This window comes from Paenibacillus taichungensis, from assembly GCF_013359905.1.
In the GTDB taxonomy this organism is placed as follows: domain Bacteria; phylum Bacillota; class Bacilli; order Paenibacillales; family Paenibacillaceae; genus Paenibacillus; species Paenibacillus taichungensis.
The window spans coordinates 175,805-202,396 of record NZ_JABMCC010000100.1 but is presented as its reverse complement, the minus strand read 5'-3'; the positions used below and the strand labels follow the sequence as shown (position 1 = coordinate 202,396).

Annotated in this window: 27 protein-coding genes; 2 read left to right on the top strand and 25 right to left on the bottom strand. The window is 47.6% G+C overall.

What is annotated here, in order from left to right; all coding sequences use genetic code 11:
• Positions 1-3: 3 nt before the first annotated feature.
• Positions 4-843 carry a transporter substrate-binding domain-containing protein gene (locus HP548_RS06050; RefSeq protein ID WP_099858079.1) on the bottom strand — a complete coding sequence of 280 codons (840 nt, stop codon included), beginning with the start codon at positions 841-843 and terminating at the stop codon, positions 4-6.
• Positions 844-1,137: 294 nt separating this feature from the next.
• Positions 1,138-1,467 (bottom strand): hypothetical protein, encoded by a 330-nt coding sequence (locus HP548_RS06045; protein ID WP_063566659.1) that lies wholly within the window; start codon positions 1,465-1,467, stop codon positions 1,138-1,140.
• A gap of 265 nt (positions 1,468-1,732) precedes the next feature.
• Between HP548_RS06045 and HP548_RS06040 the strand changes: the two genes are divergently transcribed.
• Positions 1,733-2,269 (top strand): GNAT family N-acetyltransferase, encoded by a 537-nt coding sequence (locus tag HP548_RS06040; protein WP_099858078.1) that lies wholly within the window; start codon positions 1,733-1,735, stop codon positions 2,267-2,269.
• Positions 2,270-2,412: 143 nt separating this feature from the next.
• Here HP548_RS06040 and modB read toward each other — a convergent pair whose 3' ends face one another.
• Together modB and modA are read right to left on the bottom strand one after the other, a co-directional pair.
• Entirely contained in the window at positions 2,413-3,096 is a 684-nt protein-coding gene (gene modB, locus HP548_RS06035) for a molybdate ABC transporter permease subunit (RefSeq protein ID WP_175381166.1), read from the bottom strand.
• Positions 3,093-3,965: a molybdate ABC transporter substrate-binding protein gene (gene modA, locus HP548_RS06030; protein ID WP_175381165.1), complete on the bottom strand. Its 873-nt coding sequence runs from the start codon at positions 3,963-3,965 to the stop codon at positions 3,093-3,095. The genes modB and modA overlap by 4 nt, the downstream gene beginning before the upstream one ends.
• A gap of 467 nt (positions 3,966-4,432) precedes the next feature.
• Between modA and HP548_RS06025 the strand changes: the two genes are divergently transcribed.
• Positions 4,433-5,491: a substrate-binding domain-containing protein gene (locus tag HP548_RS06025; protein ID WP_175381164.1), complete on the top strand. Its 1,059-nt coding sequence runs from the start codon at positions 4,433-4,435 to the stop codon at positions 5,489-5,491.
• Positions 5,492-5,632: 141 nt separating this feature from the next.
• Here the strand turns inward: HP548_RS06025 and folE2 are convergent, their stop codons facing one another.
• From folE2 to HP548_RS05920, 21 genes are all read right to left on the bottom strand, one after another.
• The gene (gene folE2, locus HP548_RS06020) at positions 5,633-6,577 is read right to left on the bottom strand and encodes a GTP cyclohydrolase FolE2 (protein ID WP_175381163.1); all 945 of its coding nucleotides are present in this window, start codon (positions 6,575-6,577) and stop codon (positions 5,633-5,635) included.
• 45 nt (positions 6,578-6,622) lie between these two features.
• Positions 6,623-6,955 (bottom strand): DUF3024 domain-containing protein, encoded by a 333-nt coding sequence (locus HP548_RS06015; protein ID WP_175381162.1) that lies wholly within the window; start codon positions 6,953-6,955, stop codon positions 6,623-6,625.
• Between the two features lie 27 nt (positions 6,956-6,982).
• Positions 6,983-8,653, bottom strand: a complete 1,671-nt coding sequence (locus tag HP548_RS06010; protein WP_175381161.1) for a nucleoside recognition domain-containing protein — start codon at positions 8,651-8,653, stop codon at positions 6,983-6,985.
• Positions 8,647-9,783, bottom strand: coding sequence for an NAD(P)/FAD-dependent oxidoreductase (locus tag HP548_RS06005; protein WP_175381160.1), 1,137 nt, complete (start codon positions 9,781-9,783; stop codon positions 8,647-8,649). Before HP548_RS06005 ends, HP548_RS06010 begins: the two co-directional genes overlap by 7 nt.
• 5 nt (positions 9,784-9,788) lie before the next feature.
• Complete coding sequence (gene rpsN, locus HP548_RS06000; RefSeq protein WP_076290854.1) at positions 9,789-10,058, bottom strand: 30S ribosomal protein S14; 270 nt, start codon at positions 10,056-10,058, stop codon at positions 9,789-9,791.
• Positions 10,059-10,089: 31 nt separating this feature from the next.
• Entirely contained in the window at positions 10,090-11,286 is a 1,197-nt protein-coding gene (locus HP548_RS05995) for a GTP-binding protein (protein WP_076290855.1), read from the bottom strand.
• A gap of 102 nt (positions 11,287-11,388) precedes the next feature.
• Positions 11,389-12,603 carry a staphylopine family metallophore export MFS transporter CntE gene (cntE, locus tag HP548_RS05990; protein WP_175381159.1) on the bottom strand — a complete coding sequence of 405 codons (1,215 nt, stop codon included), beginning with the start codon at positions 12,601-12,603 and terminating at the stop codon, positions 11,389-11,391.
• A complete protein-coding gene (locus HP548_RS05985) occupies positions 12,600-13,364 on the bottom strand; it encodes an ABC transporter ATP-binding protein (RefSeq protein WP_175381158.1) in 765 nt (254 codons plus the stop codon). The genes cntE and HP548_RS05985 overlap by 4 nt, the downstream gene beginning before the upstream one ends.
• Positions 13,330-14,175 (bottom strand): staphylopine uptake ABC transporter ATP-binding protein CntD, encoded by an 846-nt coding sequence (gene cntD / locus HP548_RS05980; protein WP_076290858.1) that lies wholly within the window; start codon positions 14,173-14,175, stop codon positions 13,330-13,332. The genes HP548_RS05985 and cntD overlap by 35 nt, the downstream gene beginning before the upstream one ends.
• Positions 14,156-15,043, bottom strand: coding sequence for a staphylopine uptake ABC transporter permease subunit CntC (gene cntC / locus HP548_RS05975; protein WP_175381157.1), 888 nt, complete (start codon positions 15,041-15,043; stop codon positions 14,156-14,158). The genes cntD and cntC overlap by 20 nt, the downstream gene beginning before the upstream one ends.
• Positions 15,043-15,975, bottom strand: coding sequence for a nickel/cobalt ABC transporter permease (gene opp1B, locus HP548_RS05970; RefSeq protein ID WP_076290860.1), 933 nt, complete (start codon positions 15,973-15,975; stop codon positions 15,043-15,045). Before opp1B ends, cntC begins: the two co-directional genes overlap by 1 nt.
• Positions 15,976-15,988: 13 nt before the next feature.
• Positions 15,989-17,578: a staphylopine-dependent metal ABC transporter substrate-binding lipoprotein gene (cntA, locus tag HP548_RS05965; protein ID WP_175381205.1), complete on the bottom strand. Its 1,590-nt coding sequence runs from the start codon at positions 17,576-17,578 to the stop codon at positions 15,989-15,991.
• 299 nt (positions 17,579-17,877) lie between these two features.
• A complete protein-coding gene (locus HP548_RS05960; protein WP_076290861.1) occupies positions 17,878-19,179 on the bottom strand; it encodes an opine metallophore biosynthesis dehydrogenase in 1,302 nt (433 codons plus the stop codon).
• Positions 19,180-19,209: 30 nt separating this feature from the next.
• The gene (locus tag HP548_RS05955; protein ID WP_076290862.1) at positions 19,210-20,004 is read right to left on the bottom strand and encodes a nicotianamine synthase family protein; all 795 of its coding nucleotides are present in this window, start codon (positions 20,002-20,004) and stop codon (positions 19,210-19,212) included.
• Positions 20,005-20,031: 27 nt separating this feature from the next.
• The gene (locus HP548_RS05950; protein ID WP_076290863.1) at positions 20,032-20,865 is read right to left on the bottom strand and encodes a diaminopimelate epimerase; all 834 of its coding nucleotides are present in this window, start codon (positions 20,863-20,865) and stop codon (positions 20,032-20,034) included.
• A gap of 470 nt (positions 20,866-21,335) precedes the next feature.
• Entirely contained in the window at positions 21,336-21,599 is a 264-nt protein-coding gene (locus HP548_RS05945; protein ID WP_175381156.1) for a hypothetical protein, read from the bottom strand.
• A 71-nt stretch (positions 21,600-21,670) separates the two neighbouring features.
• Positions 21,671-22,786, bottom strand: a complete 1,116-nt coding sequence (locus HP548_RS05940; protein ID WP_076290967.1) for an amidohydrolase — start codon at positions 22,784-22,786, stop codon at positions 21,671-21,673.
• 207 nt (positions 22,787-22,993) lie between these two features.
• The gene (locus HP548_RS05935) at positions 22,994-24,055 is read right to left on the bottom strand and encodes an LLM class flavin-dependent oxidoreductase (RefSeq protein WP_175381155.1); all 1,062 of its coding nucleotides are present in this window, start codon (positions 24,053-24,055) and stop codon (positions 22,994-22,996) included.
• A gap of 70 nt (positions 24,056-24,125) precedes the next feature.
• Positions 24,126-24,998 (bottom strand): LysR family transcriptional regulator, encoded by an 873-nt coding sequence (locus HP548_RS05930; RefSeq protein ID WP_063566647.1) that lies wholly within the window; start codon positions 24,996-24,998, stop codon positions 24,126-24,128.
• Between the two features lie 67 nt (positions 24,999-25,065).
• Positions 25,066-25,614 carry an NADPH-dependent FMN reductase gene (ssuE, locus tag HP548_RS05925; protein ID WP_076290865.1) on the bottom strand — a complete coding sequence of 183 codons (549 nt, stop codon included), beginning with the start codon at positions 25,612-25,614 and terminating at the stop codon, positions 25,066-25,068.
• 24 nt (positions 25,615-25,638) lie between these two features.
• Entirely contained in the window at positions 25,639-26,556 is a 918-nt protein-coding gene (locus tag HP548_RS05920) for an ABC transporter permease (RefSeq protein ID WP_076290866.1), read from the bottom strand.
• Positions 26,557-26,592 lie beyond the last annotated feature (36 nt).

Here is a 26,592-nt window from a genome sequence, read left to right as displayed (position 1 = left end):
GAACTATTCCTCAACCGTGTAATCGGCTCCCAGCCACTCTGTGCTCAATTTGCTCAATGTTCCATCTTCCTTGATTGATTTGAGCGCTTCATCAATTTTCGTTTTGAGTTCTTCCTCATCCTTGTTCAGAATGAAATACACTTTGGAGTTGGACAGAGCCTCTCCGACAGTCTTTAACTGTGCATCCACCACTTTATTCTGATAATCGATGGCAAACTGCGTGCTGATGGTTGCATCCACCCGACCTGTTTTGATTTGGGTATTCGTATCTTCCCCTGCTCCGGAATACACAATGTCGATGGCGTTCCCGTTCGCTGCATTCCATTTCTCAGCCAGTACAGCTGCATTACTCGTAGCGCCAACAATCAGTTTTTTACCTTTCAGATCCTCGATGGATTTTACATCCTGGTTTTTCTCGCTCACAACGATTTTATTAGGAAAAATGTTATATGCCTCATCATTAAAAAGGAACTTGGCCTGTCTCTCTTCATTCACTTCCATCTGGTGAGCGATCAGGTCTATTTTCTTCGTTTCAAGACTGAGCAGCAGGTTTTTGAATTCCATCGTACTGAACTCGAATTCATATTCTGGCAATCGTTTATCAATCTCGCGGATCAGTTCTACATCGTATCCCGTCAGCTTGCCATTCTCATCAATAAAGCAAACATTCGGGAATTGAGTGCCTGTACCCACTATGATCTTCTTCACTTTATCTTGACCGGACGCAGATGCGGAATCCGATTCATTCGATGCATTGCCTGAACTGCAACCCGCCAGTACCGCCAACATAGTAATGAACAGCAATGCTGTCCGAAATTTCTGAATCCCCCATTGATTAACCATTCCCGATCTCCTCCACAGGCTGTCATTTCAGCCAATATGATGTGTACTCCCATTCCTCATCTTCGATTTAACTAACCATTCACACTTGTATAGTCGGAATTAGGTTGAACAAAGAATAGCATCGTATATCATACCTAGGCAATATGTATGTTAATAGGACATCCTGATAACGTTATAGAACTTCTCTATGCTTCACCAATTCCCTGATCAAAAAATAAACCAAAAGAAGCGATCCTCCAACGGGGTTGGGGATCGCTTCTTCAATTGCAGATCACATTAAATTCTAATACGCATCTATCTGCGACTAGCCCATTTAATTTTGCGAGCTACTTCTATACGCTGCAGTTGCAACAGTCCGATTCGTTCTTCAAACTTCTTGCGTTCATCCGTTGAATGGGCCGCGTGAATCTGGTGGCAGAGACCTGTCAGTTTACTGTTGATATAATCAAATCTCATCCATAATTCTTCTTCAGGTGTGCGCTGCTCCGCTTCCGGCTGAAATATTTTGAGCTGGTGGATAAGGGACTGCTGCCATTCCTGATCCTCGATTTGGATGGCAAAATGCAAAAGATCCAGATAGTCGTCGATTTGCAACGATATACCGCAATCAGGTTTCGTATTCATTAGTCGTCTCTCCTTATTTCAGTTCTTGGCTGGAATCAGTTAGTTCTATTTTACAGGATAGAGCATGGTTTAGGCGAGTCCTGAAACGAGTAAAATTGGAAAAAGTTTTGTCATTTTTACATATAGAAGCTTTCGATGGACTTATAGACAGATCTGATTCGAGAATTATATTCCAACCATGAATTTCATGATAAAATAACACCAAAATATTAAACCAACTTAACAGGTTGGAATAGTTAATTTTCATAGAAAGGATTGATCGATCATGACCGAACAATACCGATTGGCTACGCTTGAAGATGCTGAACAATTGCAGGCTGTTACCGTTGATGCCTATGAGACAATTCGGGCTCTGAACATTCCTTTTCCAGCCGGACACGCTACACTGGAAGTCATCCAGAATAATATTGTACAGCATGAATGCTACATTCTTGAAAAAGGGGGAGAAATCATTGCCACGGTTACCCTTGATCGAGCTGAAGATGTACAGCGGCAAGCTATCAGTCCTTATCCTTTTATCCGCTGGTTCGCGGTAAGTCCGGACCATAAAAGCCAGGGTTATGGCTCTAAACTATTGGATTGGGTTGAGCAAAATATCATTCTACAGAAGCTTGATGCTCCTGCCGTATTTCTGGCAACGGCGACCCGCCATCCCTGGCTTGCTCCCATGTATGAACGGCGGGGATATGAACCTTTTCATCACAAAACGGTACAGACACCTGAACGGCAGGAAGAGATTGTATTTATGATCAAAACGCTCGACCCTTCCCGTTATGAGACGCCTTCTGTTCAAACAGGCTGAACAAATAGCGGCTTGGATGAACGTAAACATACATGATATACGATATACGTGGCCTGTGTAAATGAAAACCCGCTCCGAGGAAAGATTCCTTGAGCGGGTTTTTGAATGCTAATCCTTATCGCTTTCACTTTAAATAGCCCACATCATGCTTTCCCGTCGCGCGGCTGTCGGGTTAAGAGCAGCATGATAAACGAAATGATAATAATAGAGCCGGTCCACATCCAGGCCATCGTCTGATTGCCCGAATCCACAGCAACATAGATCGCAGTGGGTACGGTTTGCGTTTTGCCCGGAATATTACCTGCGATCATGAGCGTGGCCCCGAATTCCCCCAGTGCACGAGCGAAACCCAGGATAAAAGCTGTCATCAACGCTCTCCCTGCAAGCGGAAGTGAGATATAACGAAATACCTGCCATTCATTCGCTCCGATGGAGCGGCCTGCATCTTCCAGATCCCGATCAATCCCGCTAAAGCCGGATTTCATCGTCTGATATACCAATGGGAAAGCAACCACTACCGAGGCAATCACGGCAGCCCACCAAGAGAAAATGACAGGTGCGGAGAAGATGGCTTCAATCCACTGTCCGAGCAGGCTCTTACGCCCCAGTAACACGAGCAATATAAATCCGACCACGGTCGGCGGAAGCACGAGCGGAAGCATAAATGCCGTTTCCAGAACAATTTTGCCACGGAACGAGGTACGCGACATCTTCCAGGCCACAGCGATGCCAAACACTGCTGCGATCACACTGGACAACAGCGCAACTTGAAGGGATAGACGAACCGGTGGCCAGAATACCGCCCAGTCTATTGCGCTCACATTCATTCCGGAATGGAGAACCCGTACTTGGCAAATACATCAAGCACTTCAGGCGTTTGCAAATACGTGTAGAATTGTTCTGCTTCTGTCCGGTGCTTCGTACCTTCAATAATCCCTACTGGATAATTGGCTGGTGTATAGCTGTTCTTGTCCACTTCAAATGCAATTTTCACCTGATCAGAAGTGAGTGCATCCGTTTTGTACACAAACCCCGCATCCGCATTGCCTGTTTCTACATATTGCAGAACCTGTCTGACATCCTTGCCTTGTACAAGCTTACCCTCCAACTGATCCCATAGTTTGGCATGGGTCAATGCTTCCTTCGCATAGGTTCCAGCAGGTACACTTTCCGGTATACCAATCGCTACGGTCTTGATGGAATCCGCCGTCAGATCCTTCTCGCTTGATACGGTATCTGAACGATCCGCTGGAATAATGGCTACCAATGAATTTTGCAGCAAATTCTTCTGATCACCGGATGCAATCAATTTCTCATCCACGAGCGCGTTCATATTTTTGGTCGCAGCTGATACAAAAACATCTGCTGGCGCGCCTTGTTCAATCTGCTGTTGCAATGCACCGGATGCGCCAAAGTTGAAGTTAAGCTCTACATTGGGATTCGCGGCTTCAAAATTCGTTTCAATTTCCTTCATGGCATCCGTGAGACTGGCTGCCGCTGAGATCGTTAGCTCCACCTTTTCCTGAGGATCTGTTGCCCCAGCCGTTGAACTGTCACCTGATGTCGCTGGTGTTGAACCGGTTTGTTCCATTGCTGTGGATGTATCCTTACTGTCCGTACTTGCACCGCAACCGGCCAATACAAGAGCCAGTCCAAGTGACATACTCCCCAACACATATCCAATACTCTTTTTCATCTACTTCTCCCCCGATGTTATGTTTAGTTATAACTAGATATAATTAATTATATTTCATTATACATAAGATCATTGAAATAGGAAGGTAGTCTTTGGCGCACTCGTTGAAAGCCAAACCATCAATAGCTGAATTGTGGTGGGCGAGTTTTTCCCCTCTGGCTGTTAATGGTATAGTACAAGAGACCCCCGCGTTTATCCGGGATGATGAGCGTTGATGAACGAATATAGTTTAAAATCTGAATATATATGTTCAACTAACATTTACACCATAACGGAGAGGACAGAAATAATCTGAAGAAGCGAAGCGTTCGCCTTTATCCCCGGATTTCCCCTTTTGATAAAGGGATCAAAGAAATCTGGGGATAACAGCGATCGGAAGATTGTTCTGTCATTGGAGTGCCAGTGTAAATATCCATTAGTTGAGGTTATATAGTTATGATCTGCACCTTGAAGGAGGATCTTCACTGATGACGGAGGAGCAATCCTATACCACCGAAGAAATATCCAAGCTACTCAAAATATCAAAACTGACGGTCTACGATCTAATCAAAAAGGGAGACCTCGTCGCTTATCGCGTCGGTAAACAAATGCGAGTTGACGCCACCGATCTGGAGGCTTATAAACAGCGCTCCAAGCAGCTTCAATCGCCAGCGCACCGGGCCGCTGTGGATTCAGTTCCCCCCTCTGAATCTTATTCCGGGACGGGAAGTGATCTGACCAATCATACCGTTCATTCCGCTGCAAGTGCTACTCCTCTATCCAGAGAGACATTCCCAGCTTCAAGCTCCATGACGGGCAACCCTTTGTCAGCGCATTCGGCCCGTCATCTGGTCATTACGGGACAAGATGTTAGCCTCGATATTCTCATGCGATATATGGAAAAACAAACACGGGATATTCGTCCACTGCGTTCGTTCATGGGCAGCCTCGACGGCTTGATCTCCATGTACCGCGGGGAATCGGATCTGGTCAGCACCCATCTGCTGGATGGAGATACAGGAGAGTATAATCTGCCCTACATTCGCAAAATCCTGATTGGCTGGTCGTATGTCGTCGTGAATCTGCTAACACGGCCTGCCGGGTTGTATGTACAACGAGGTAACCCGCGGGGCTTGCAGAACTGGACAGATCTGAAGCAGCCTGAACTGCGATTGGCTAACCGTGAGAAAGGTTCGGGTGCACGTGTATTGCTGGATGAACAATTACGTCTGCATGGTATCGCTACTTCACATCTGATTGGGTATGACGTGGAAGAAACCAGTCATATGGGTGTAGCTGCCAAGGTCAGTTCCGGTGAAGCCGATGTAGGAATCGGCAGCGAAAAGGCCGCACGACTTGTCGGTCAGGTTGATTTTATTCCACTTGTTCAGGAACGTTATGATCTGGTAATGCTGAAGAAACAAGGGAACGAAGCGTGGATCGAATCGGTACTGCGCATTCTGCAATCACCGGCATTCAGGCAGGAACTGCAATCATTTGAAGGATATGATGTATCGCGAACGGGTGAAATTTTGTATGAAGTCTAGCGTAATGGCACTTGGATTGCTCATAGGATCGCAAAAAAACAGAAGAACCGCCGCTGAAGCTCTGACGGTGGTTCTTCTGTTTACTCTTCATTTTGTAATGTGATATAAAATGAAATGAATTCCTTAGCCCTCATACTATCGTTATCTCGACTTGTCATATACGATACGAGCTACGGCATCATGCTGATGAATGGACTCTTCATTTTTGCAATCTACCTTAAATTTATTTACCCAATGCTTCTCATACAGATCTGCCGCCACCAGCCTGACGATGTCTTCCACAAACCGCGGATTCTCATATGCACGTTCCGTGACCCGTTTCTCATCAGGCCTTTTGAGTATGGGATAAAGACAGCTGCTTGCATTGGATTCGGCCACATTCAGCAGTTCTTCCTTCCAATAGCCCGGCAGCGCGTCTCCCGGGTTGGCTTGTACCTGGATACGCAATGACCCCCGCTGGTTGTGCGCGCTATATTCGCTGATCTCCTTCGAACATGGGCATAACGTCGTGATCTGTATATGTAAACCTGTTCTCAGAACAGGGGATTTTCCAGCTTCCCAGATGACATGAACCGTAGCCAAAGAATGATTTAGTCCAGACAAACCGGTTACGGGGGCGGTTCTTTCGTAGAACCAGGGATAGGTCACTTTCAGCTCTGCCTTCGCCTGATTCATCTGTTCAGCCATCCGCTGCGTCAGCGCAACCAGATCCGGAATCCGGTCACTTAACCCTTCTCCGCGACTGTGCTGAAGCTGCTCCATCAAGCGGCTCATGTTAATGCCTTTTGATTCGCGATCCAGCGAAGTCGTCAGCCGGAACGTTCCGATGCTGGACAATCGAACGGGATCTTTGGCCGAAATGACATCCAAAGGATACTTCACCTGATCAATACCGACTTGCTGCAGCCCAAATAGAAAATCATTTTTGCTATTCTGCAAATCTTGCATCTCTTCTTTCCGTACAGGCTTATCTCCCTGTATCGGATCAACGGAGCCGAATAACCGCAAGCGCTCGGCTTTATCCGGCATGATAAAAGAATCGTTCACTACTCGGCTAATCCTGTTATTCTGTTGTACCTTTTGCATTGCAAACCCTCCCTCCAGCACATAATTGCGTTAAAAACCACGCATTCAGCGCCAGAACAGACCCGCTTCGTCCCGCTCAACCTGCTCCAGCAGATCTTCAAAATCAGGACAAGGCTCAATAACGTCTACCACATTCCAGCTACTGCGTTCGTCTTTGGCATATACCTTCCACTGATTCTCTTCCCAGTAAAATCGGGCAATATGCAGTTTGTCCCACTGATATCGTTCTTCAGCGGGCCTTTCCTCGGTCAAAATCAGTTCATTATCATTCATCTCATACGTTAATTTCACCATGGTGCGCAGTGGTGCCGGGACCTTCTCATGGATATAACCGTTCATCACCGATTGAATTCTCCGAATGGTAAACGAGTCCAGCATGGAGATCACACCCTTTCATCAACATCGTTATGCAATCCAGTTCCATAGCCATGCCAGTACAAATGCACTGCCCAGTGATGTTACGAGCTGTTTGCCTGCCAGTTGCATGGCAAAGACTGCTCCCAACTCCTTGCGAATGGTCCACATCGTCACCAGACATGCCGTTAACGTGGAAGCCAGATACACAAGAATAAACAGCTGCTCGCCGCTCAAGTCTTCAATGAAGGAACCCTGATCCTGATTCAGCATCAACAACCCGTCTTTTCTCAAAATGGAAAATAGAATGCCGCCCGCGGCATCGCCCGGCAGATGAAAGATTGCAAGTGCCGGCGTCAACGCGTCAGTCAGGGCAGACAGTGCCCCTGTCTGCTCCAGCAACGTGGCCACCACACAAATAGCGATGAAAATAGGCATCGCCTGCACGAGAAACTGTTTCATGACAGACCGAACACGCCAGCTTACAGAGTGCCATGATGGCTTTTGCAGAAATGTACGGTTGGCATGTAACGGGAGCGTGTCATCCAGCCGATTTCGATTCCACAGACGTGTATGAAGTGCGCCTGCAAGTACCAGTACAAGCATATAAGGAAAGAACAGCCACGGCTTGCCGCCGGAACTGAATATGGATAGAGAAGCTCCAATCTGGTAGCTACATGCAGAACCGAAGGAGATCATTGAAACACAGGCCTTTCGTGTACAGGAGCTGCAGGTACGGCTCTGGAACACAGCCACAACATTGCATCCAAAACCACTGAGGACTGGAATCAGATCTTTGCCGTTCAAGCCGATTTTGCGCATCCACCCATCAAGCGAGTCGGTAATCCGATCTTTCAGTCCACTTTCCTCCGTCACTGCCACACTAACCCCAATCAGGAATACGACCGGAAATGCCCATATAAACGAATACAAGCCCAGACTAATCATGCCGTAATCTCCGAGCATTATCGCCTGCAGCGGGCTCCATAATCCCGCAGTCATGCGATGGAGCGGTTCAAGAATCCAGGCATCTGCGAGCGGTTGTATCCAGCCGGAGAACAGATAGGCCACATACACTGGTGCTGCAAATAATAATACCAATGCAGCCAAAGCCACAAAACGTCCCCAAACCGTATGCTCAAACATCGTAGTCTGCGGTTCGATCACAGAGGATTCAGGAGGTGATGCGAGCTCAGGATGCCTCTTCATGGATCTGGCGGCAACAATCGCACGGCATATCAGGTCTTGAGCGTTTCCATCCATTTCCCTTGTATTGAGCGGCAGAACGGAAATGCCCAGACCTTTACGGTAATAGTTAACCTGAGCCGATAATTCGGGACCACATTTGTCGGCAAACGTAAGCACCAATACAGCATTTTTGCCTGTGACATCCAGCATACCGAGCAGTAAAGGCAGTTCCTGCACCACATCCGTGCCGCGGATGACCAAGATTACTGTGTCACCAGCTGCGAGCTGTTTTAACGTCAGCATGGTCGTTACGCTATCATCCTTCATCCGGATTCCGGGTGTATCGAGCAATTCAAGCTGGTGCTCAAGCAACTCCGCTCTGCGGATTGTTACCGTGGAGCCCCGTACATTAGATTCCTCGCCTGTATCTCTACCCGTAAGTCCCCGAAACAGAGCCGATTTGCCCGCAGATTCGAAGCCAACCAGCACCACTTTACGAAGTTCTTCGGGTTGCTCCACAACCGAATTCAGCATGTGCAGTCTTCACCGCAGCAGGACAGATCATCAAGAAACATGCCTTCTTTGCGATAAGTTTCCAGTGGAGCCAGATCCAACCCGAGTCTCTCACCCATGGCCTGGGCCACAACCGCAAAGCGCTGTCTGAATTTATAAATGAAGCAAAATTGGAGTTGACCATGCATGACCTGTGGTCCAGTAATGAACAGTCCGGGGGCAATCGTCGATTCATCCGCCGCTCCCAATTGCAGCTGACCTTCCTTGTTGCGCTCGACGAGATTTTCAATCAGTTGCAAACTGCTGCGGAACCCGGTCGCCAGAATAGGAGCCTGACCCGTCTTAAGCAAGTGAGACTCTCCGGAATCGTTCTCGCAATAGAGAACATAACCGCCCGTTTCATCCGGTTCAATCCACTTGACCTCATAACCTTGCATCATGTGTATTCGCTTATCCATCATCGCCGCGCGCAGGCGATCCTTCGTATAGGGGCTTAGTTCCACACTGGGATCACTGCTGCCCTTGGCGAGTCCTCGTCCATTACGGTCAATTACCGTTACGTTTTTCCCCAGTTTACTCAGGTGAATGGCTGCATCCACACCGCTCTCATAGCCACCAACGATGACACATTCTTCTCCTTGAACCAACGTCCAGCTGGAAAATAAGCTGCTGTGCACACCATACTCAGCCCCAGGAAACAGGTCCAGTCTCGGATATTGAAATTCACCTGCTGCCCAGATGACATAACGTGTGCGCATTTGTCCAATGGATGTCACGACCTGGAAGCTATTCTCCTCCGGAATAACCTCCGTGACGTCTACCCCCGTTTGCACAGGCAATTTCTTGAACTGGCTCACCACCTGCAAATACTTCGCATACTCCAGCCCTGTTGGATGTTCTGTTCCCAGTGTATACGCCGGAGACGTGTTCAAAGCTACAGCGTTCAGATCCATCATGCCATAGGCATTGCTGGTGAACGAAGGGGTGATCAGACGCATTTCCTCCGGCCACGCCAGAAAAGTTGCCCCCACCTCACTGCGTTCCAGCACGGTAAAACGTGGCATCCCCATATCCTGCAGGACAGAGGCCATGCCGATCCCGGCTGGCCCCCCTCCAACAATTACACAATCATAATCATATGGATCATGCATGGGGCTTACCAGCTTGACTTCGTGACACCCGGAATTTGCCCTTGATGAGCCAGCTCACGGAACACAATCCGCGATACCTTGTACTTGCGCAAATATCCTCTTGGGCGGCCTGTCAGTTCACACCGATTTTTCAATCGGGTCGGCGAAGCATTGCGCGGCAGTTTCTGCAGTGCTTCATAATCCCCTTTTTCTTTCAGTTCCCTGCGCAGCTCTGCATATTTGGCTACGATTGCCTGACGTTGTTTCTCACGTACCACTTTTGATTTTTTGGCCATGGATTACAGCTCCTTTGTATGAGTTAAATTTCTATACGACTTCAACTGGCCAAGGCAGGGGATTGTCAAAATGCCCCCAGTCGGCCTGCATTTCTTCATCACTGAGCAGGCATTGGTCGAGTTCATCTTCAATAATGGTGCGCTCCATTTCAATCCCGATCATGACCAGCTCAGTCTGACGGTCTCCCCACTGCGCATCCCATTTCTCCAGTACATCTGGCTCTGTACGCAAAATTTCTTCCTTGTCCGCTTCCGGTAAAGCCGCAACCCAATGTCCTGCGGGGCCAAACTGAATCGACGATCCCGCCTGACTCAGACTTGCAGCCACATCTCCTTCAGCCGCGAGCCAGACCAGCCCTTTGGCACGCACCACTTCTTCTGGCCAGTAGCTCATGAATTCAGCTAGACGAGAAGGATGAAATGGTTTCCGACGACGATACACGAAGGAACCAATACCGTATTCCTCGGTCTCCGGTGTATGTGATTCCTTCTCCAGTTCCTGAATCCACCCGGCGGACATGCTTGCTTTCTCGAAGTTGAAGAGACCTGTATTCAAAATTTCAGACGGGTTGACTTGACCGTTCACAATCCGAATGATTTTGGCATTAGGCTGAAGTTTGCGGATGACACCTTCAAGCTTGTTCAGCTCCACGTCATCGACCAGATCACATTTGTTCAGCAGCAGAACATCACAAGTCTCAATCTGATCAATCAGCAGGTCCACAACATCGCGGGTATCTTCCTCACCTGTGGCCTGGTTCCGATCCAGCAGGCTCTGCCCTGAGGCAAAATCATGCCAGAATCGATGCGCATCCACGACGGTTACCAGACAATCCAGCTTCGCCAGACTTGTCAGATCAATACCCGATTCCTCGTCGGCATATGTAAAGGTCTGCGCTACCGGAACAGGTTCACTTATGCCTGTGGATTCAATCAGGATATAATCAAACCTGCCTTCATTCACCAGCTTCTCAATCTCCTGCAGCAGATCATCCCGCAAAGTGCAGCAGATGCAGCCATTGGACAGCTCCACCAGCTTTTCTTCGGTGCGCGACAATGTCGCCTCACCCTTCACCAGAGCGGCATCGATGTTGACCTCGCTCATGTCATTAACGATGACGGCGACCTTGAGCCCCTGGCGGTTGTGCAGTACGTGATTAAGAACGGTTGTTTTACCTGAACCGAGGTAACCGCTAAGAACAGTTACCGGAACCCGCTTTTGTGTCATGTGTATCTACTCCTTATGGTGTGGTCCGTATAACTCCGACCTTAATAGTAATTATTACGATTAACAACAATGACTATAATCCTGTTGAACGATGTTGTCAAATCATTTTTGCTTTTCTCGTGCAATCACAGACACATCTTTGACTGGTTTTCTTCGTTCATAGGCAAAAGCTATCATTACCGCCCCTAAGATAGCACAAATCATGTACATAAACGAATAGGAGGATAGATCAGCGAGCGGTCCCATCAACACACCACCCAGAGATACGCCTAGATCTGCTGTCGCTATGAATAAACCGATTAACACATTCCGATTCAACTGCGGTAGCACAAAGGATAAATAGGTAGTTAACGTTGGATAGAGAATGGATTGAGCGATACCCATCAAGATGGCCCCCACATACAAAAGGGCAGCTCCTCCTGTGATTGCCCAGCTTACACATAGTGCGGCTATTGCCAACAGCAGCATCGTTCCCATGATAAAAGGTGCATGCCATTTGCCATCGGAGGGGATTTTTTTACGTAACAACATCCGGGCGATCACAACAGTTCCTGCCTGAAGCATCAGATAGACACCCGCATTGCCGCTTGGCAATTGACTGGTGTACAGGGGAATAAAGGTCGTGATGGCACCAAATACAACGGAAGCACTTAGCATCAGTACACTGCATCTAAACAAGAATGGATTTTGTACCAACTGACGGAAGGATTGAAACATGCTTACGTTCTGCACCGATGAATTCTCATCAGGATGTTGCTCATTGCTCTTGTCCATTTTGGCGGTATACCCGAAGACGCCTGTACAGATAGCAATACCGATCAGAACGACTGTAAAATAGTCCATGCCGCCTGTCTGCCAGATCCCTAGCGCCAAGATAGGTCCCACAATGCCTGGAATATAACTGAACAACGAATAATAGGATATGCCCTGGGAACGGTCTTTCTCCGGCAGGGCATCAATAATGCCAATCTGCAGCGCCATGGAAAAGAAAGCAGTGGATACCCCCTGTAAAATACGAGCGACCAAATAACCTCCAAGCCCTGTAAACGTGTATAGAATAAGGGCAAAACCATTGATAATCAGAATAAAACGAAGTACTTTGATCGGTCCGCGCTTTTGAATGATATGACCTGCCCATGGCCTGAAAAACATGGTCGTGAACATATAGGCACCCATAATCAGCCCGATGGTTGTACTACTCGCCCCCAAGGATTCACCCTGTAAAGGAATAATGACATTAAGAATTGCATTTGCACTAAAATACAGAAGAACCAGGATGTACAAACGCAGAAACGGCCATGACATCGCTCCACTCATCCCTGGTCCTCCTCCTGAAACGTAATTAAATAGGTTAATAATCTCCTGGCATAATCGGACTGAACATCCTTCAGCTGCTCAATAGGCACCATTTCCTCAATCTGACCGTCCCTGAAAATAATAACCCTGTCGCAAATATAGGCTGCCGCCTGAATATCATGCGTAATGAACACGTAGCTCATCTGATAGAATTGCTTTAATTCTTTTAACAATCGCAGCACCTGAATCTGCACAGACACGTCCAGAGAACTGATCGCTTCATCGAATACAATGCATCGGGGTTCAGTAGATATGGCTCTCGCAATACATACTCTCTGAGCCTCTCCACCGGATAATTCATGCGGATATTTGAGCCTGTAGGACGAGTCTAATCCCACTTGATGCAACAATGTATCCACCTTGCTTTGCATATCCGCTTCCACTTTTTTATGAGCTTTCAAAGGCTCCATAATGGCTTCCTCCACCGTGAGAAATGGATTAATGGAGGACGTATAATTTTGAAATACGGCACTGATGCTTCCCCTTCTCACGCGGCGATCATTCACGTTTTTCCCCTCGAATAAAATACGCCCGCGATCAGGCTTCTCGATACCCAGGATCAGACGGCCCAATGTCGACTTGCCGCTCCCACTTTCACCGATGATGCCGAGACATTCGCCATGCTGGCATTCAAATGCAACTTTTCTCAATATCTTCTGTCTTTGTTTGGAGAACAATCCGCCTTGTTTATAGGACTTTTCGATCCCATCCACCTTGAGCATCTGCATCCCCTCCCTGCATCAATTTCCTGAAATGATTGCTCAGCTCCAACCGGGTGGAAACCAAATATTGAGTATAGGCATGCTTCGGCTTCTTAAAAACAGACCGAATAGGCCCACTTTCGACAATGGCACCGTCTTTCATGACCATCACTTCATCTGCAATCTTCTGGACCACACCGAGGTCATGGGATATAAACAACATGGAACAGCCCATTCGTTCGCGTAATTTAATCAATTGTTCAACCACCTCATATTGAGAGATCGTATCCAATGCCGTTGTGGGTTCATCCGCAATGATCAGATCCGGCTCCAACACAAGTGCCAATGCAATCATAATGCGCTGCAACATGCCACCTGATAGCTGATGTGGATATTGATTCAGGATTTCCTGCGGATTCTTTAACATGACACTTTCCATGGCGCTAATGATCTTCCGTTCGCTTTCTTTGTTATTCCAGTCGAAATGCGTCTGTAGCGTCTCCCGGATATGCACACCGATTACACAAGAAGGGTCAAATGCGCTCATGCCATTTTGCAGAATCATGCACAGGTTTTTTCCTCTTCTTCGTCTCATCTCTTGTTCAGAAAGCTGGTTCACGTCCTCACCTTTGAAGAGAATTGTTCCGGACTGGCGAATCCAGGGTTTATTCAAACGCATAATAGACCTGCATGTGACGGACTTACCACTTCCGCTTTCTCCGACAATGGCCAGACAGCTTCCCTGTTTGACCTGAAATGAACTGTTATGAATAATGACCTTGTCCGTATTGGCGTCCCAGATCTTCAAATGTTTAACCTCTACTATATTCATAAACGGCTTTTCCCACCTCTTTTTTACAAAGCTTACCTTGGGAAGTCATTAATTTGGGGTCCAACGCGACCTGAAGTGCATCCGATAAAAAATTAAAGGCCGACACCACGATTACGATGGCTAGTCCAGGTGCCAGCATTAACTCTGGTCTGGAGAACATGACTTCCCTTGTCTCATTCAACATCATCCCCCATTCGGCATGAGGGGCCTGGATTCCCAAACCCAGAAAAGAAAGTCCTGAGATCTGCAGCATCATCGAACACATGGAACCACTAGCAATCACCGCTACATCGGCAAATGTAACCGGAACAATATGCTTGGTTATAATTCTAAAGCTGCCGATACCAGAGGCCTTGGCGAATTTCACATATTCCATTTCGGAGAACTGCATCACGGAGGTTCGAATGACGCGGGCAAACCACGCCCATTTCATGACCACAAACGCGATCAGAATATGTTCAAGTCCCGCACCCAAAATACCGACCACTGCCAGTGTCATGACGTATCCCGGGAAAGACAGCATGATATCACAAAGTCTCATGATCCAGGCATCTGTCTTCCCCTTGAAGTACCCTGCGATAAATCCGACGACAGCTCCGACCAGAACAGATATCATCAAGGCTACTAAAACCCATAGAACACTGGGGCGAATTCCATAAATGAGTCTGGATAACACACATCTGCCCAAATGATCATTTCCTAACCAATAACTCCAGGAGGAGGTAGCATATCGAAGTTTCATATTTACTTCCTCCGGGTCATGGGGTGCGCACAATGGGGCAAATATGCCCATAGCAACAATGATCACAATAACAACAAGCGATGTCATCGCAAGCTTGTCTTTGCTCAAATTTTTTAATAATCGCATCAGAGATCCTTTCTTAATCGGGGATTCATCGCCGCATTGATCACGTCAGAAATTGTATTAAACAGCACAAAGGTTACGGCCAAAATAAGAACATACGCCTGAATAATCGGGAAATCCCGATTGAGGATGGACCGCACGCTTAATCTTCCGAGTCCCGGCCAGGCAAACACATTTTCAATCACAACCGTGCTGCCGAGCACAATGGGGATCGCCATGCAAAATATGGATACCGCTACTTGCAGCGAATTACGTAAAATATGCAGGGTCACCTTCCGCTCACTTAAGCCGTTTGCCCTTCCATAGAGCACGTAATCCTCATTCATGTTGCTTAGCATCGAACTCCGGACCGTTCTAAAATAAATACCTGTATAACTCACCGTAATCACAACCACTGGCAGAATATAACTCTTCAACGAATCCATTCCGCTCGTAGGCAACAAGTCCAGCTTGACGGAAAAAGTCCAGATCATGATGGCTGCGAGCCAATAAGATGGCATTGCGGTCAGGACAAATGAGAGGCCTCTGACCGATTTATCGACGGCTTTCCCTTCTCTCATGGCGCAGATCACACCCAACAGGATGGAGAATCCAATAATGAACACCGATGATACCAGCGTTAATTTTAATGTGTTCAGGAATGCTGGACCAACCAAGGACCACACCGGTTCACCGGATACATACGAGCTACCAAAATCAAACTGCATACAGGCAATCAACCAATTCACATACTGAATGATGAATGGTCTATCGAACCCCAATGCTTCATTCGTTTGGGCGATTAATTCATCCGTGATCTGAGGAACCTCCTGTGCCTGTAATACAACTACAGCGGGATCCAGGGGCGAAAGGTTAATGAGAACAAACGTTATCAATGAAATGACAAATAGCAAGGGTATGGCGAGCAATATCCGTTTGACTATATAACTTCCCATATCCATCCCCGCTCTATTTAAATTTCATTTGCTCAAATGGCAATTCATATTGAGTCTGTTTGAATGTGATTCCGTCCAGATTTTTGGGAGCCACGACAGTAACCCGCCCATTGGTAATCGGAATAAACACCGCTTCATCATGAACCATTTTCATAATGTCGGCGTACAGGGATTGGCGGGATTCCTCATCTGTAGAGACCATGACTTCATCAATTTTGTTATATAGTTCATCCGCCTGGGCTATGCCGCTTGTTGTGTGTTTATAGGCGGAATCCGAAGTAAACGCAGAGATGGTGCTCTGTGGATCGTACGCCAGTCCCCAGGTTTGATTGAACAGCAGATCATATTCCCCGGTTGCCCTTCTGTTCGCAATGGAAGTGGATTCCTCACCGACAATCTCCAGCTGAATGCCCAATCCTTTTAAGGCATGCTGGATCAATTCTGCCTGTGTTTTTTGCGAAGATGAATTGCTGTCATAATACAATGTCAGAGCTAGTTGCTGGCCGTTCTTTGCTCTCACAGCCTTGCCCTCTGCTAATGTCCATCCTGCCTTCTCCAAAAGCTCTTTTGCAGTCTCCGGGCTATACTCCCGTTTTTTCAATTCAACATCCGCATAGTTCACATTGGACGAGAATAAGGTGTCCGCTACGGTCTGGGTTCCGTTAAAAATGTCATTGCTGATCGTTTCCCGATCAATGGCAACCCATATCGCTTCACGAACAGCCGTTTCGTGGACAGGGTTATCCACTTTGCTGCTATTGGCTACGATCATATTTGTATTCATCGCTTCACTTCGGATCACTTGAAAATCACCCGAGTCAGCCAACTGATTCATGGCTTCAACATCAATGCTGTCCGCACCCCGATCATCGGTGAATATAAAGTTGATTTCGCCCTTCTGTAATGCCAGTAATGTCGTTTCGCCTGCTGGGAGAACCTTGGACGTGATTTTATGGATCATAGGTGCGCCGCCCCAGTATTCTTCATTGGCTTCAAATGTCGCATTCTCATCGATTTTATGTCCTGTCAGCTTGTAGGGCCCTGTGCCGTGATAGCCGCTTACCCCATCCTTTGTGCCACCATTCGTAAAATCTTTGGGTGATATAAATACATACGGTCTGGTCATGGACAGCTCCACCAGAGCTGGATAATAGGGCTCGGAAAGCACCAGTTCAAATGTGTATTCATCCATGACTTTTGTACTTACGATTTTGGTGGAGAGCTTAATCCAGGCATGTTTTTCAGCATTCGCCTGAACCGCATCAATATTTTGTTTGACCGCCTCCGCGTTAAACGGTTCACCATCATGGAATTTCACACCCTGTCGCAAATGGAACGTATACGTTTTCCCGTCTTCGGCAATATCCCATGATTCTGCCAATAATGGCTTGATTCCATCGACCGTGTTTTCAACCAAGGATTCGTAAACCATCCCTTGTGCGGGCATGGAACCGGTGTATAAATGAGGATTCATATCATTAATATCCTTGGCGGATGCATAAATGAGTTCAGACTTCACCTCGCTTTTCGCTGACTCCGTTGTTGTTCCCCCATCCTGCCCACATCCTGCGAGCGCGGTAATGACAGACAATAACAGCAACATTAAACCTAAAGCACTACCCTTTTTCACAACATTTCCTCCTGATCATGAAAGATATATATAAGTTAACTTCAAAAATGTTACATCGTGCTACTCCGATTGCAGTACCATCTTCCGACCGCTCTTATCCCCAGATTTTTTTGATTCCCTTATATAAAAGGAGAAATCTGGGGATAAAGGCGCAGCGTAGGCTTCCGATGCAGCTTTCTTTCAGAAAGCTTGTAGCTTCGCTTCTTCAGATTGGTTCTGCACTCTCCGTTAAGATGTAAAATTCAGGTTCACTTGTATAGATTGAGATGTAATTAAACCGTGCTGTTCGCCAGCCCTGTGCAGATCATCCGAATGTCTTCATTGAAGGTTTGAACAACAAATGCTTCGGATAGATCCTGATCCGGGTGAGCCCGAGCGACTTCTTGAATCTTCGCCTCATAAGTTTCAATAAACGAATCGATGGTTGGGCAGCTTACCTGTAAATGTCTCGCAATGCCCTGAATGATTTTGATGCGATAATAATCCTCCTTGGGCATTCTGGGAATGTCCAACGCTCCATCCTGATTGACAAATATCTTCCTGAAGGGAACAGCCGAAAAGTCAAAATACTTGCCCTCCGGGTTGGGCTCCGAAAAGGGATCAATCAACAACGAGGTGTACCGTATGTATAATAAGTACTCTTGATGAATGTCCTGCAACTGATTGAAATTCTCTATATCGTGACGTGATAAACTCTCCAAACGTACCGGATAATTATCATCCGTCATGAATTGAAGCAGATTAACACCCTGGATACGGAGCCTATCCGTGATTTTCATCATTTCGTTCCACTGTGTCCGCATGTCCCGAATCAAATATTGGGTTACAGGACCTTCGGGGTAGATTTTATATACATATTTCCGAGTGTCTGACGCTCCGAAGATAGCGTCCAATGAAAAGTCATTCATGAATAATGGCGGGTGCACATATAAAGAAATATTTCTTGTTTCCGCCTCGAGTGCAGATGGCATAACTTCCAGCGCAATGCCCAATTGCTCGTACATCCTACAAAGTCCGTCCACATGTTCAGAAGGAGATGAAGTAGAACCGATATAGACCTTTTTCTTGACTCCAGTTGTAATGACATGATTGGACGGTTGGTCAGTCATCCATCGGGTATCCCCCAAATAGGTAGAGAAGCTGATCACTTCCGTATCCGCATACAGCTGCTTCATATAATGGCTTACCAGCAGGTTGGAGCCAAAGGTTGGAGAAACCAAAATAATGTATTTTACTTGTTTGATGAAGTTATTCTTCATTTGCTTCAATACATCGACATAAGCATCCGTTGTCACAGCGAAGATGAGCGTATCCCATTCGCCTTCAATGGTCTCGTATCCCTTAAACACCTGATCGACGAAGCATTCACCTGCCAACGTTCGATGCTTTTCATTTTGAATGCTTGCTCCAATGAATCCGTTACTTTGCCGAACTGCTTCATAAAAAAATTCTGAGCGCACCGATTCTCTTCCCGCTATGCCTACGGTGCAATTGAATTGCTTTTTGAGCAATACTGCCAGCTGAATGGATGCAGGGCCTGTTCCGAGCAACAGCACTCGTTGAAATCCGCTCATATGTACCTCTCTTTCCCAAGCTCAAGTGAGCTATGCTTTTTGGTATAATGCAATATCGAACACATCATCCGGACGCAGAATATTGTCGACCATTTTCCACTTGCTGCTGTCGGTTTCTCTCAGTGGATAGTTAAACAATGACTTTAACTGGTTACCGTATCTCATCGCCACCACCACATGATCATTCGTCAATGCGTGCAATTGATCGAGCAGATCATATTTATTGGCAACCGTGGAACTGAAAATGATATGTGTTGCTTTTCTCGTAAAAGCAAGGTCCTGCACCAATGTTTGCTCCAAATGGATGTTCAAGCCCGCACCCAGCTTCTCCACAACCTGCTGCCCGAGTGTAATAGCTTCTGCATCAATATCGATGCCAACCACCTCTGCCCCTGTTCGCTTGGCAATAAACAAAGGTGTCATGGGAAATGACCCCGAGCCTACCAGCAGCACTTTGGAGTCCGAGGTGACATGAAAGCTGCCAAACTCTTTTTCAATACATTCTTCTATATTTCTGAAATAATCCGCGATTTCCACATCTCCGTCTTGCAGCTTCAATGCGCGATATTTCTCCATGACCGCCACACACCGTGCAGATTTATCTCGCAGATCAAGGACCAGCTGGTGCATGCTACCTGATTCCTCTTGAGCGAGTTGTTCCCAGATTCGTTCATTTTGCTTGTCCGTTATAAACGTGGAATAGTCATCAATTAAAGCCTCCAGCTCTGAGCTATGCTGAACCGTATGATCATATCTGCCTGCCAACTCATCGAATTTCTCAGAAAATTCACTCAAGCATGTTTGAAAATCAATCAATGTCTCCATTCCTTTTCCTCCTCTAACTCGTCATAATCATGCATCTATAAATGCTTTGCCCTGGGCCACGATTCCAACCGATCCTTCGATCGTAATTCGTTCAAGCTCTGCTCCATTCCACTCAGCCATCACTTTAATCGCACCACCAGGCTGCTTGATATGCTGAACGATTTCCTTTTGCCTGCTCCATGCCAGATAGGCTCCCACCGAGGCTGTACCTGAACCGCACCCCCTTTCCCAGATCAGACTATCCAGCTGTGGGACAAATATGAGCGGTGCCAGCTCCTCCGATTGGGAGTTGTATAATAAAATGCCAATCAGCTTATCTCCCAAGGTTAAGCCTAATAATCGCGCCAGCGCTTGTGCCCTCTTTCTCATCGTTTCATCAAACGCTTCCACTTCGACGACGATATGGATGAACTCCCGATACCGCACGATCACCATATCCATATCGATTCCCTCATACTTTACGGTTCGTTGTTCAATCTGCTCAGGTATGGGCATCGTGACTTGGCAAAAATATTCATTCTGCTGCTGCTTCACCTGACACCTGATTAATCGATCTGTCCCGGAAACTTCCAAGATGATTTCTGTGAAATCGGTGGATTTCAACTCGTTCTCGGACGCGATATACGCAGCCAAGGCCATGCAAGCATTCCCGCAGAACTCTCCACCGGCCATTTCCAAATGGGCAGCCGCCTCCGGTTTATCCGATCCGCCAATAAACCCCACTTGTTCAGCGTATACGTTGTCATAGGACATAATTTGGGCGGCGATGTGTGAATATCTCTCAGCTGGATGATTCGTCTTCACCAGAACCGTCATATTTTGCGTAGGATTAAACTTGATAAAATCAATCTCCTGTTTCATCGCAGCCGCTACTCCTATTCTTGTGATGGAATTAAGCCTGAGCTCACTTAGCTATATAAATTGAACTAAAGAAGATTTACACTTGCCACTCCGATGACAGAACAACCTTCCGATCGCTGTTATCCCCAGATTTTTTTGATTCCCTTTTTCAAAGGGGAAAATCCGGGGATAAAGGCGAGGTGTATGCTTGCGATGCTGCTTTCTTTCAGAAAGCTTTTAGCTCCGCTTCTTCAGGTTTTTTCTGTCCTCTACGTTCATGTAAATGTGTATATAATTTATAAAAATAATTTTAATAGTAATAATTACGATTAACAGTCGAGAAAAATATAGCACATCCCACTTGGGAGCGTCAACAAATATTTCCATATCAAAAAGTGAGCATTGTGACTGTAATTTCATGCGTAAACGGGAAGGGATCTGACGTATTTGCGTCAACTCAATTTAGCCCAACGTTTGCAATTAGAGATACATCAGTGACGATTAAAAGGCATAACGGATGCCAGCAATGCTTTTGCATATTCATTCTTTGCGTCCGAGAGACAATTCCGTTCAAGCTCCTCCACGATCGTTCCCCGATACAGAAAAAGTACCCGATCACACCGATTCGCCACGGCCTGAAGATCTTGTGCAACAAAGAGATAGATCATGTTCATTTCATACTGAAGAGCACGAAGCAGTTCGAGAATCTGAGCCTGAACGAAAACAGCAAAAAACGGCCACCTGATTGAGGTCACCGTTTTTTGCGTCCATTCGCTATTGTATTATTAATTAATCATTATTCGCGCATTTACGTAGCAGTTATCGCTTATCCTCCGTTGGACTGCAACTTCTGCAGTGACTCTTCAGCCAGCGCTGCCAGAAGATGTGCGCCAAGCGGCAGCGCCCGTTCGTCCACATCGAATGCAGGATGATGCCATTCGTGCGGACCTGACGTTCCGAGGAAGAGGAACAGTCCCGGAACCTCCTTTTGGTAAAAGGAAAAATCTTCGCCAGCCGGGGAAGGGATCGGTCGAATACTGTTCAACCCAACCTCACTCGCGACCTGCTCAGCCGCAGCAGCCAATGAGGCATCATTGACTACGGCAGGTGGTCCCTGAATCCAGCGCACAGTAGCCCGTGTACCATAGGCTGCTGCGACACCGGCAACCACCTGGTTGAAACGTTCGCGAATCCGGGCACGCACCTTCTCGTCAAAGGTACGCACGGTGCCGTCCAATATGGCTTCTTCGGGAATGACGTTCCAGGCGGTGCCGCTGTTAATTTTGGTCACACTGATCACGGCACTCTCCTGTGCTCCAACATTACGACTCACGATAGCCTGTAATGCAGTCACAATATGAGATGCCACTACAATCGGGTCAATGCCCGCTTCCGGCACTGCCGCATGAGTTCCGACACCCTCCACTTTAACCACAAAACCATCTGCCGCTGCGAGCAGCGCTCCTTCACGAATACCTACCGTACCGACCTGCAGATCCGGTTTGTTATGCAATCCAAAAATAGACTGAACTTCGGATAGCGCTCCGCTCTGAATAACCTGCCGTGCCCCCGTCGCCTTCTCCTCCGAAGGCTGGAAAATCAAACGAACTTTGCCCGGCAGCCGGGACTCTCGCTGTTTCAACAATCGTGCGGCACCGATCAGAATGGCGGTGTGTGCATCATGACCACAGGCGTGCATCCGGCCAGCGACTTGCGAAGCATACTCCAGCTTTGTTTCTTCCTGGATCGGTAGCGCATCAATATCTGCGCGTAATGCCACGACCGGGCCATCGTCCAGCCCAATTTCAGCGATAAGGCCCGTTCGCAGTGAATATTCATCTGCAATCCGTACCCCTTCCTCCACCAGCCAGCCTCGAATGGCTTCTGTCGTTTCCCGTTCCTCTCCGGATAGCTCGGGGTTACGATGCAAATGTCGCCGAATCGCGGTTAAGTGCTCTGCGAATCCTGCATCCTGCCCAACGTAAAGTTCATGCTTGCGGCTCTGTTCTTCTTGCTCTGCCTGTTGCTCAGGCTGTTTCAGATCACTGCTCACGATATTGCCTCCTTTTATCATCGTATGTGCCATGTAAGATGGGTTAATATAATACACGGGTCACTTCAACAGGTATGCTCTATATCATATATATGCCTAACCGATCACCGCTTGCGCAGGTGTCGACTCATGTGCAAATTCGCCCAGTCCCTGCTCATCCAGCGCCTCACGCAATAATTCAAATGAACGAATGCGTTTGGCAAAATCACATGTGGCTGTGGTAACAATCAGTTCATCCACGGCAAAATCCTGCTGGAATTTCACCAGAGCCGAACCAACCGTTTCCTTCGTACCTCTCGTCACACTTGGCTCCAGAATCTCGATCCGATACTTCTCGTTCGATTGCCGTCCGAATTCTTCCGCCTGCTCGACGGAACCAACCGTCAATACCTTGCCATTCTCCAGATGGATCTTGACTAGCATATGTTCACTTGCCAGTCCTTCGGCTTCTTCCACACTCTCCGCCACAATCAGTGATATAGCGAGGATGGCATATGGCTCCCGTCCAAGTGAGCGGTCGAATTGTTCCCTGTAAGTTCGCAGAGCCTCCAGAGCAACCTCCGTATTGCTATTAATAAACAATGAAAATACATAAGGCAGTCCCAATTCTGCCGCCATGCCTGCGCTATCGATACTTGCTCCAAGCACGTATAGCTCGGCAGGATTTTCGGATACTGGTGCAGCGCTTAAGCCGGCCAAAGGATGTGTTTCATCTTCATGCGGTTCATTATGGATGAACTGCTTTACCTGATTAATTTTCTCCTTCAGTGAAGCGGCCTCCTGAATCCCTTGCTGTAGTGCCTGCGTGGAGCGGGGCAATCCTCCCGGTGCACGTCCAATACCCAGATCAATTCTCCCCGGACCAAGCGCAGAAAGCACATTGAAGTTCTCGGCCACTTTGTAAGGACTATAATGTTGCAGCATCACCCCGCCAGAACCGAGACGAATCCGCTCTGTATGCGCCAGCAAGTGGGAAATGAGCACTTCCGGTGAGGAGCCGGCAACATGACCTGAATCATGATGTTCCGATACCCAGAAACGATGAAATCCAAGCTGTTCAGCCCGCTGAACCAATTCAATCGTATGCCGAAAAGCATCAATCGGCGTCTCCCCTTCATAGATCGGGGTTTGATCCAATATGCCAACACGAATACCCATCCTATTCTCCTCCTTCGATCATGCCGAACCTGACTGAATAAACCCTTCCTGGCTTCCATAATGACTCTATCTATAGCTGCCGCAACAGTTCCCCGAAAGGCTCTGCAAAAGGCGAATGTTCTTCTTTTAACGTAACGACGCTGATCTGCAACGATACACCTGCAACCTCATGTACCTGAATGGGGAACAACTCCTGATCCTGCACTTCCTTTTGCACTGTCAGACCTGGGAGAAACGCAATACCTGCTCCTTGCTTCACTAGCTTCTTCGCCGTTTCCGAATTATCAACGTGATATGTAATATCCGGCGGGTGTTCCAGCGAGTCAAAGGCCCGGTGTATGCGCAGCCAGTCCAGTGAACCACATTCAAAAAAGACCAGCTGCTCATTCCTGATCGCCTCCATGCTGACATGCCCGCGTTCAATAAATGGATGGCCTTTGTACACGTATAACTGGATTGGATCTTCATAAAAAGCAACTGTACGGATCGCCGGGTGCATGACCTTCCGCACAAAAGCAAGATCGATTTCCTGACCCAGCAGCTTGGCGACGAGTTGGTCCGTCGTCGCTGTAGTCAGTTTGATGTTCACCTCAGGGTAAGCTTCCTTGATTTTGGGCAGAAAGTCGGGAATGACATAGTTGGATACGGATACAGTACTGCCAAGTCGAAGTGCATCGGGCGTCGTACGGCGTTGCTGTATCTTCTGTCTGCCCTTCTGAATCACTTGCAGTACCTGCTGGGCGTAGGGAAGGAACTTTCTCCCCTCTTCCGTGAGCACAATCTGTTTGCCAAGACGGTCAAACAATTTGCAGCCGAGTTCACGTTCAAGGGACTGAATACGAGCGGTGACAGAAGGTTGGGACAAAAAGAGTACCTCGGCAGCCTTATTGAAGCTTCCGTAATGATTGATATATACAAATGCTTCAATGTTCTCAATATTCATAAGCGCCCCCCGAATCCACGTCCGCAGACGTTATCTATATCTATTTATCCAATGAATTTACTTGGTTTTATGATATCGTAATACCATTCTTTTCCAGAGTCAATATCAATTCTTCCAGGGAACGATCCAATCTTGTAGTGATGTCCGCCGAAAGCACATATTTTCCGTCATCAAGTCGATCAATTCCCTGATCAACTGCATACACTCCGCCGAGAATATGTCTTCCGCCAAGTGCTGCCAGAACAGGCTTCAATGCATAATCGATGGCGAGCAGATGGGCAATCGAGCCGCCGATGACTAATGGAAGAGCCAGCTTGCCCCGCAGTCCTTCCTGTGGAATCAGATCCAGGAACAGCTTCAGCACGCCAGAGTACGACGCTTTGTATACCGGTGTTGCCACGATGACTGCATCCGCGGCTTCAACAACAGCGAGCGCATCCCGAATGAATGAGCTATCGAACTTGGCCTGCACCAGATCTTCCGCTGGCAGGTCGGCTACATGAATCACCTCAACGGTAATGCCTGCCTCTCTTAATTTATTGCTGCTGTAATCCGTAAGGCCTGTCAGACGCGAACGTTTGGAAGGCGATCCGGCAATAATAACGACATGTGACATCATGATTCCTCCTTGGAATAGCGGTCAAGCCGCTCCATTTACTTTGGGGTCCAGCCGATCGCGGATATCGTCTCCAATCAGATTAACCGCCAGTACAAACATGGTAATTGCCAGTCCCGGGAAGGTACAGATCCACCAGGCAACCGTCAGATAACCTCTCCCTTGCGAGAGCAACGCTCCCCAGTCGGGAATTTCCTTCAACACGCCAAGTCCGAGAAAGCTGAGCCCGGAGCCAGTCAGAATGGAGGTACCCACACCCAGCGTCGCCATAACCAGCAAAGGTGACAACGAATGAGGCAGTACGTGCTTCCAGAAAATACGGGCATTGGAGCCCCCAAGTGAACGTGTAGCTGTAATAAAAGGCAAACCTTTAACGGACATGACCTGCCCACGCATTACCCGTGCATACCCCGGAATGGAGGATACCGCAACAGCCAGTGCAATGTTAAGCAGTCCAGGCCCCAACGCTGCCGCGACGGATAATGCCAGTAACACACCTGGAACAGCCATCAGAATATCGACGGCTCGCATGGTGATTGTATCCAAAACCCCTCCGGCATAGCCGGCAATAATGCCAAGGGCGCTGCCCACAAGACCACCCACCAGTACCGAGGCAAATCCAATCAGCAGTGAATCCCTGCTGCCATGCACAACCACACTGAAGATATCCCTGCCAAAATAATCGGTCCCAAACAGGTGCGCAGCAGAGGGAGCCTGCAGGATGGCATCCGTCATCATCTGAGTTGGATCATAAGGAGCAATCCATCCCGGCACGATTGCACAAGTGACGGTAAACACCACAACCAGCAAAGCTGCATAAAAGAATAAACGGGATACCGCGAATGAGACGCGGTGACGCAGGGGACGGCGACTCCAGAGGCGTAAACGCCCTGTTCTGGCCGTCCAACCTTTTTCGTCACCCACCAATGGTTTCATGCTCATAAGACTCCTCCTTCCTCACTACGCGTTCAGATGTTT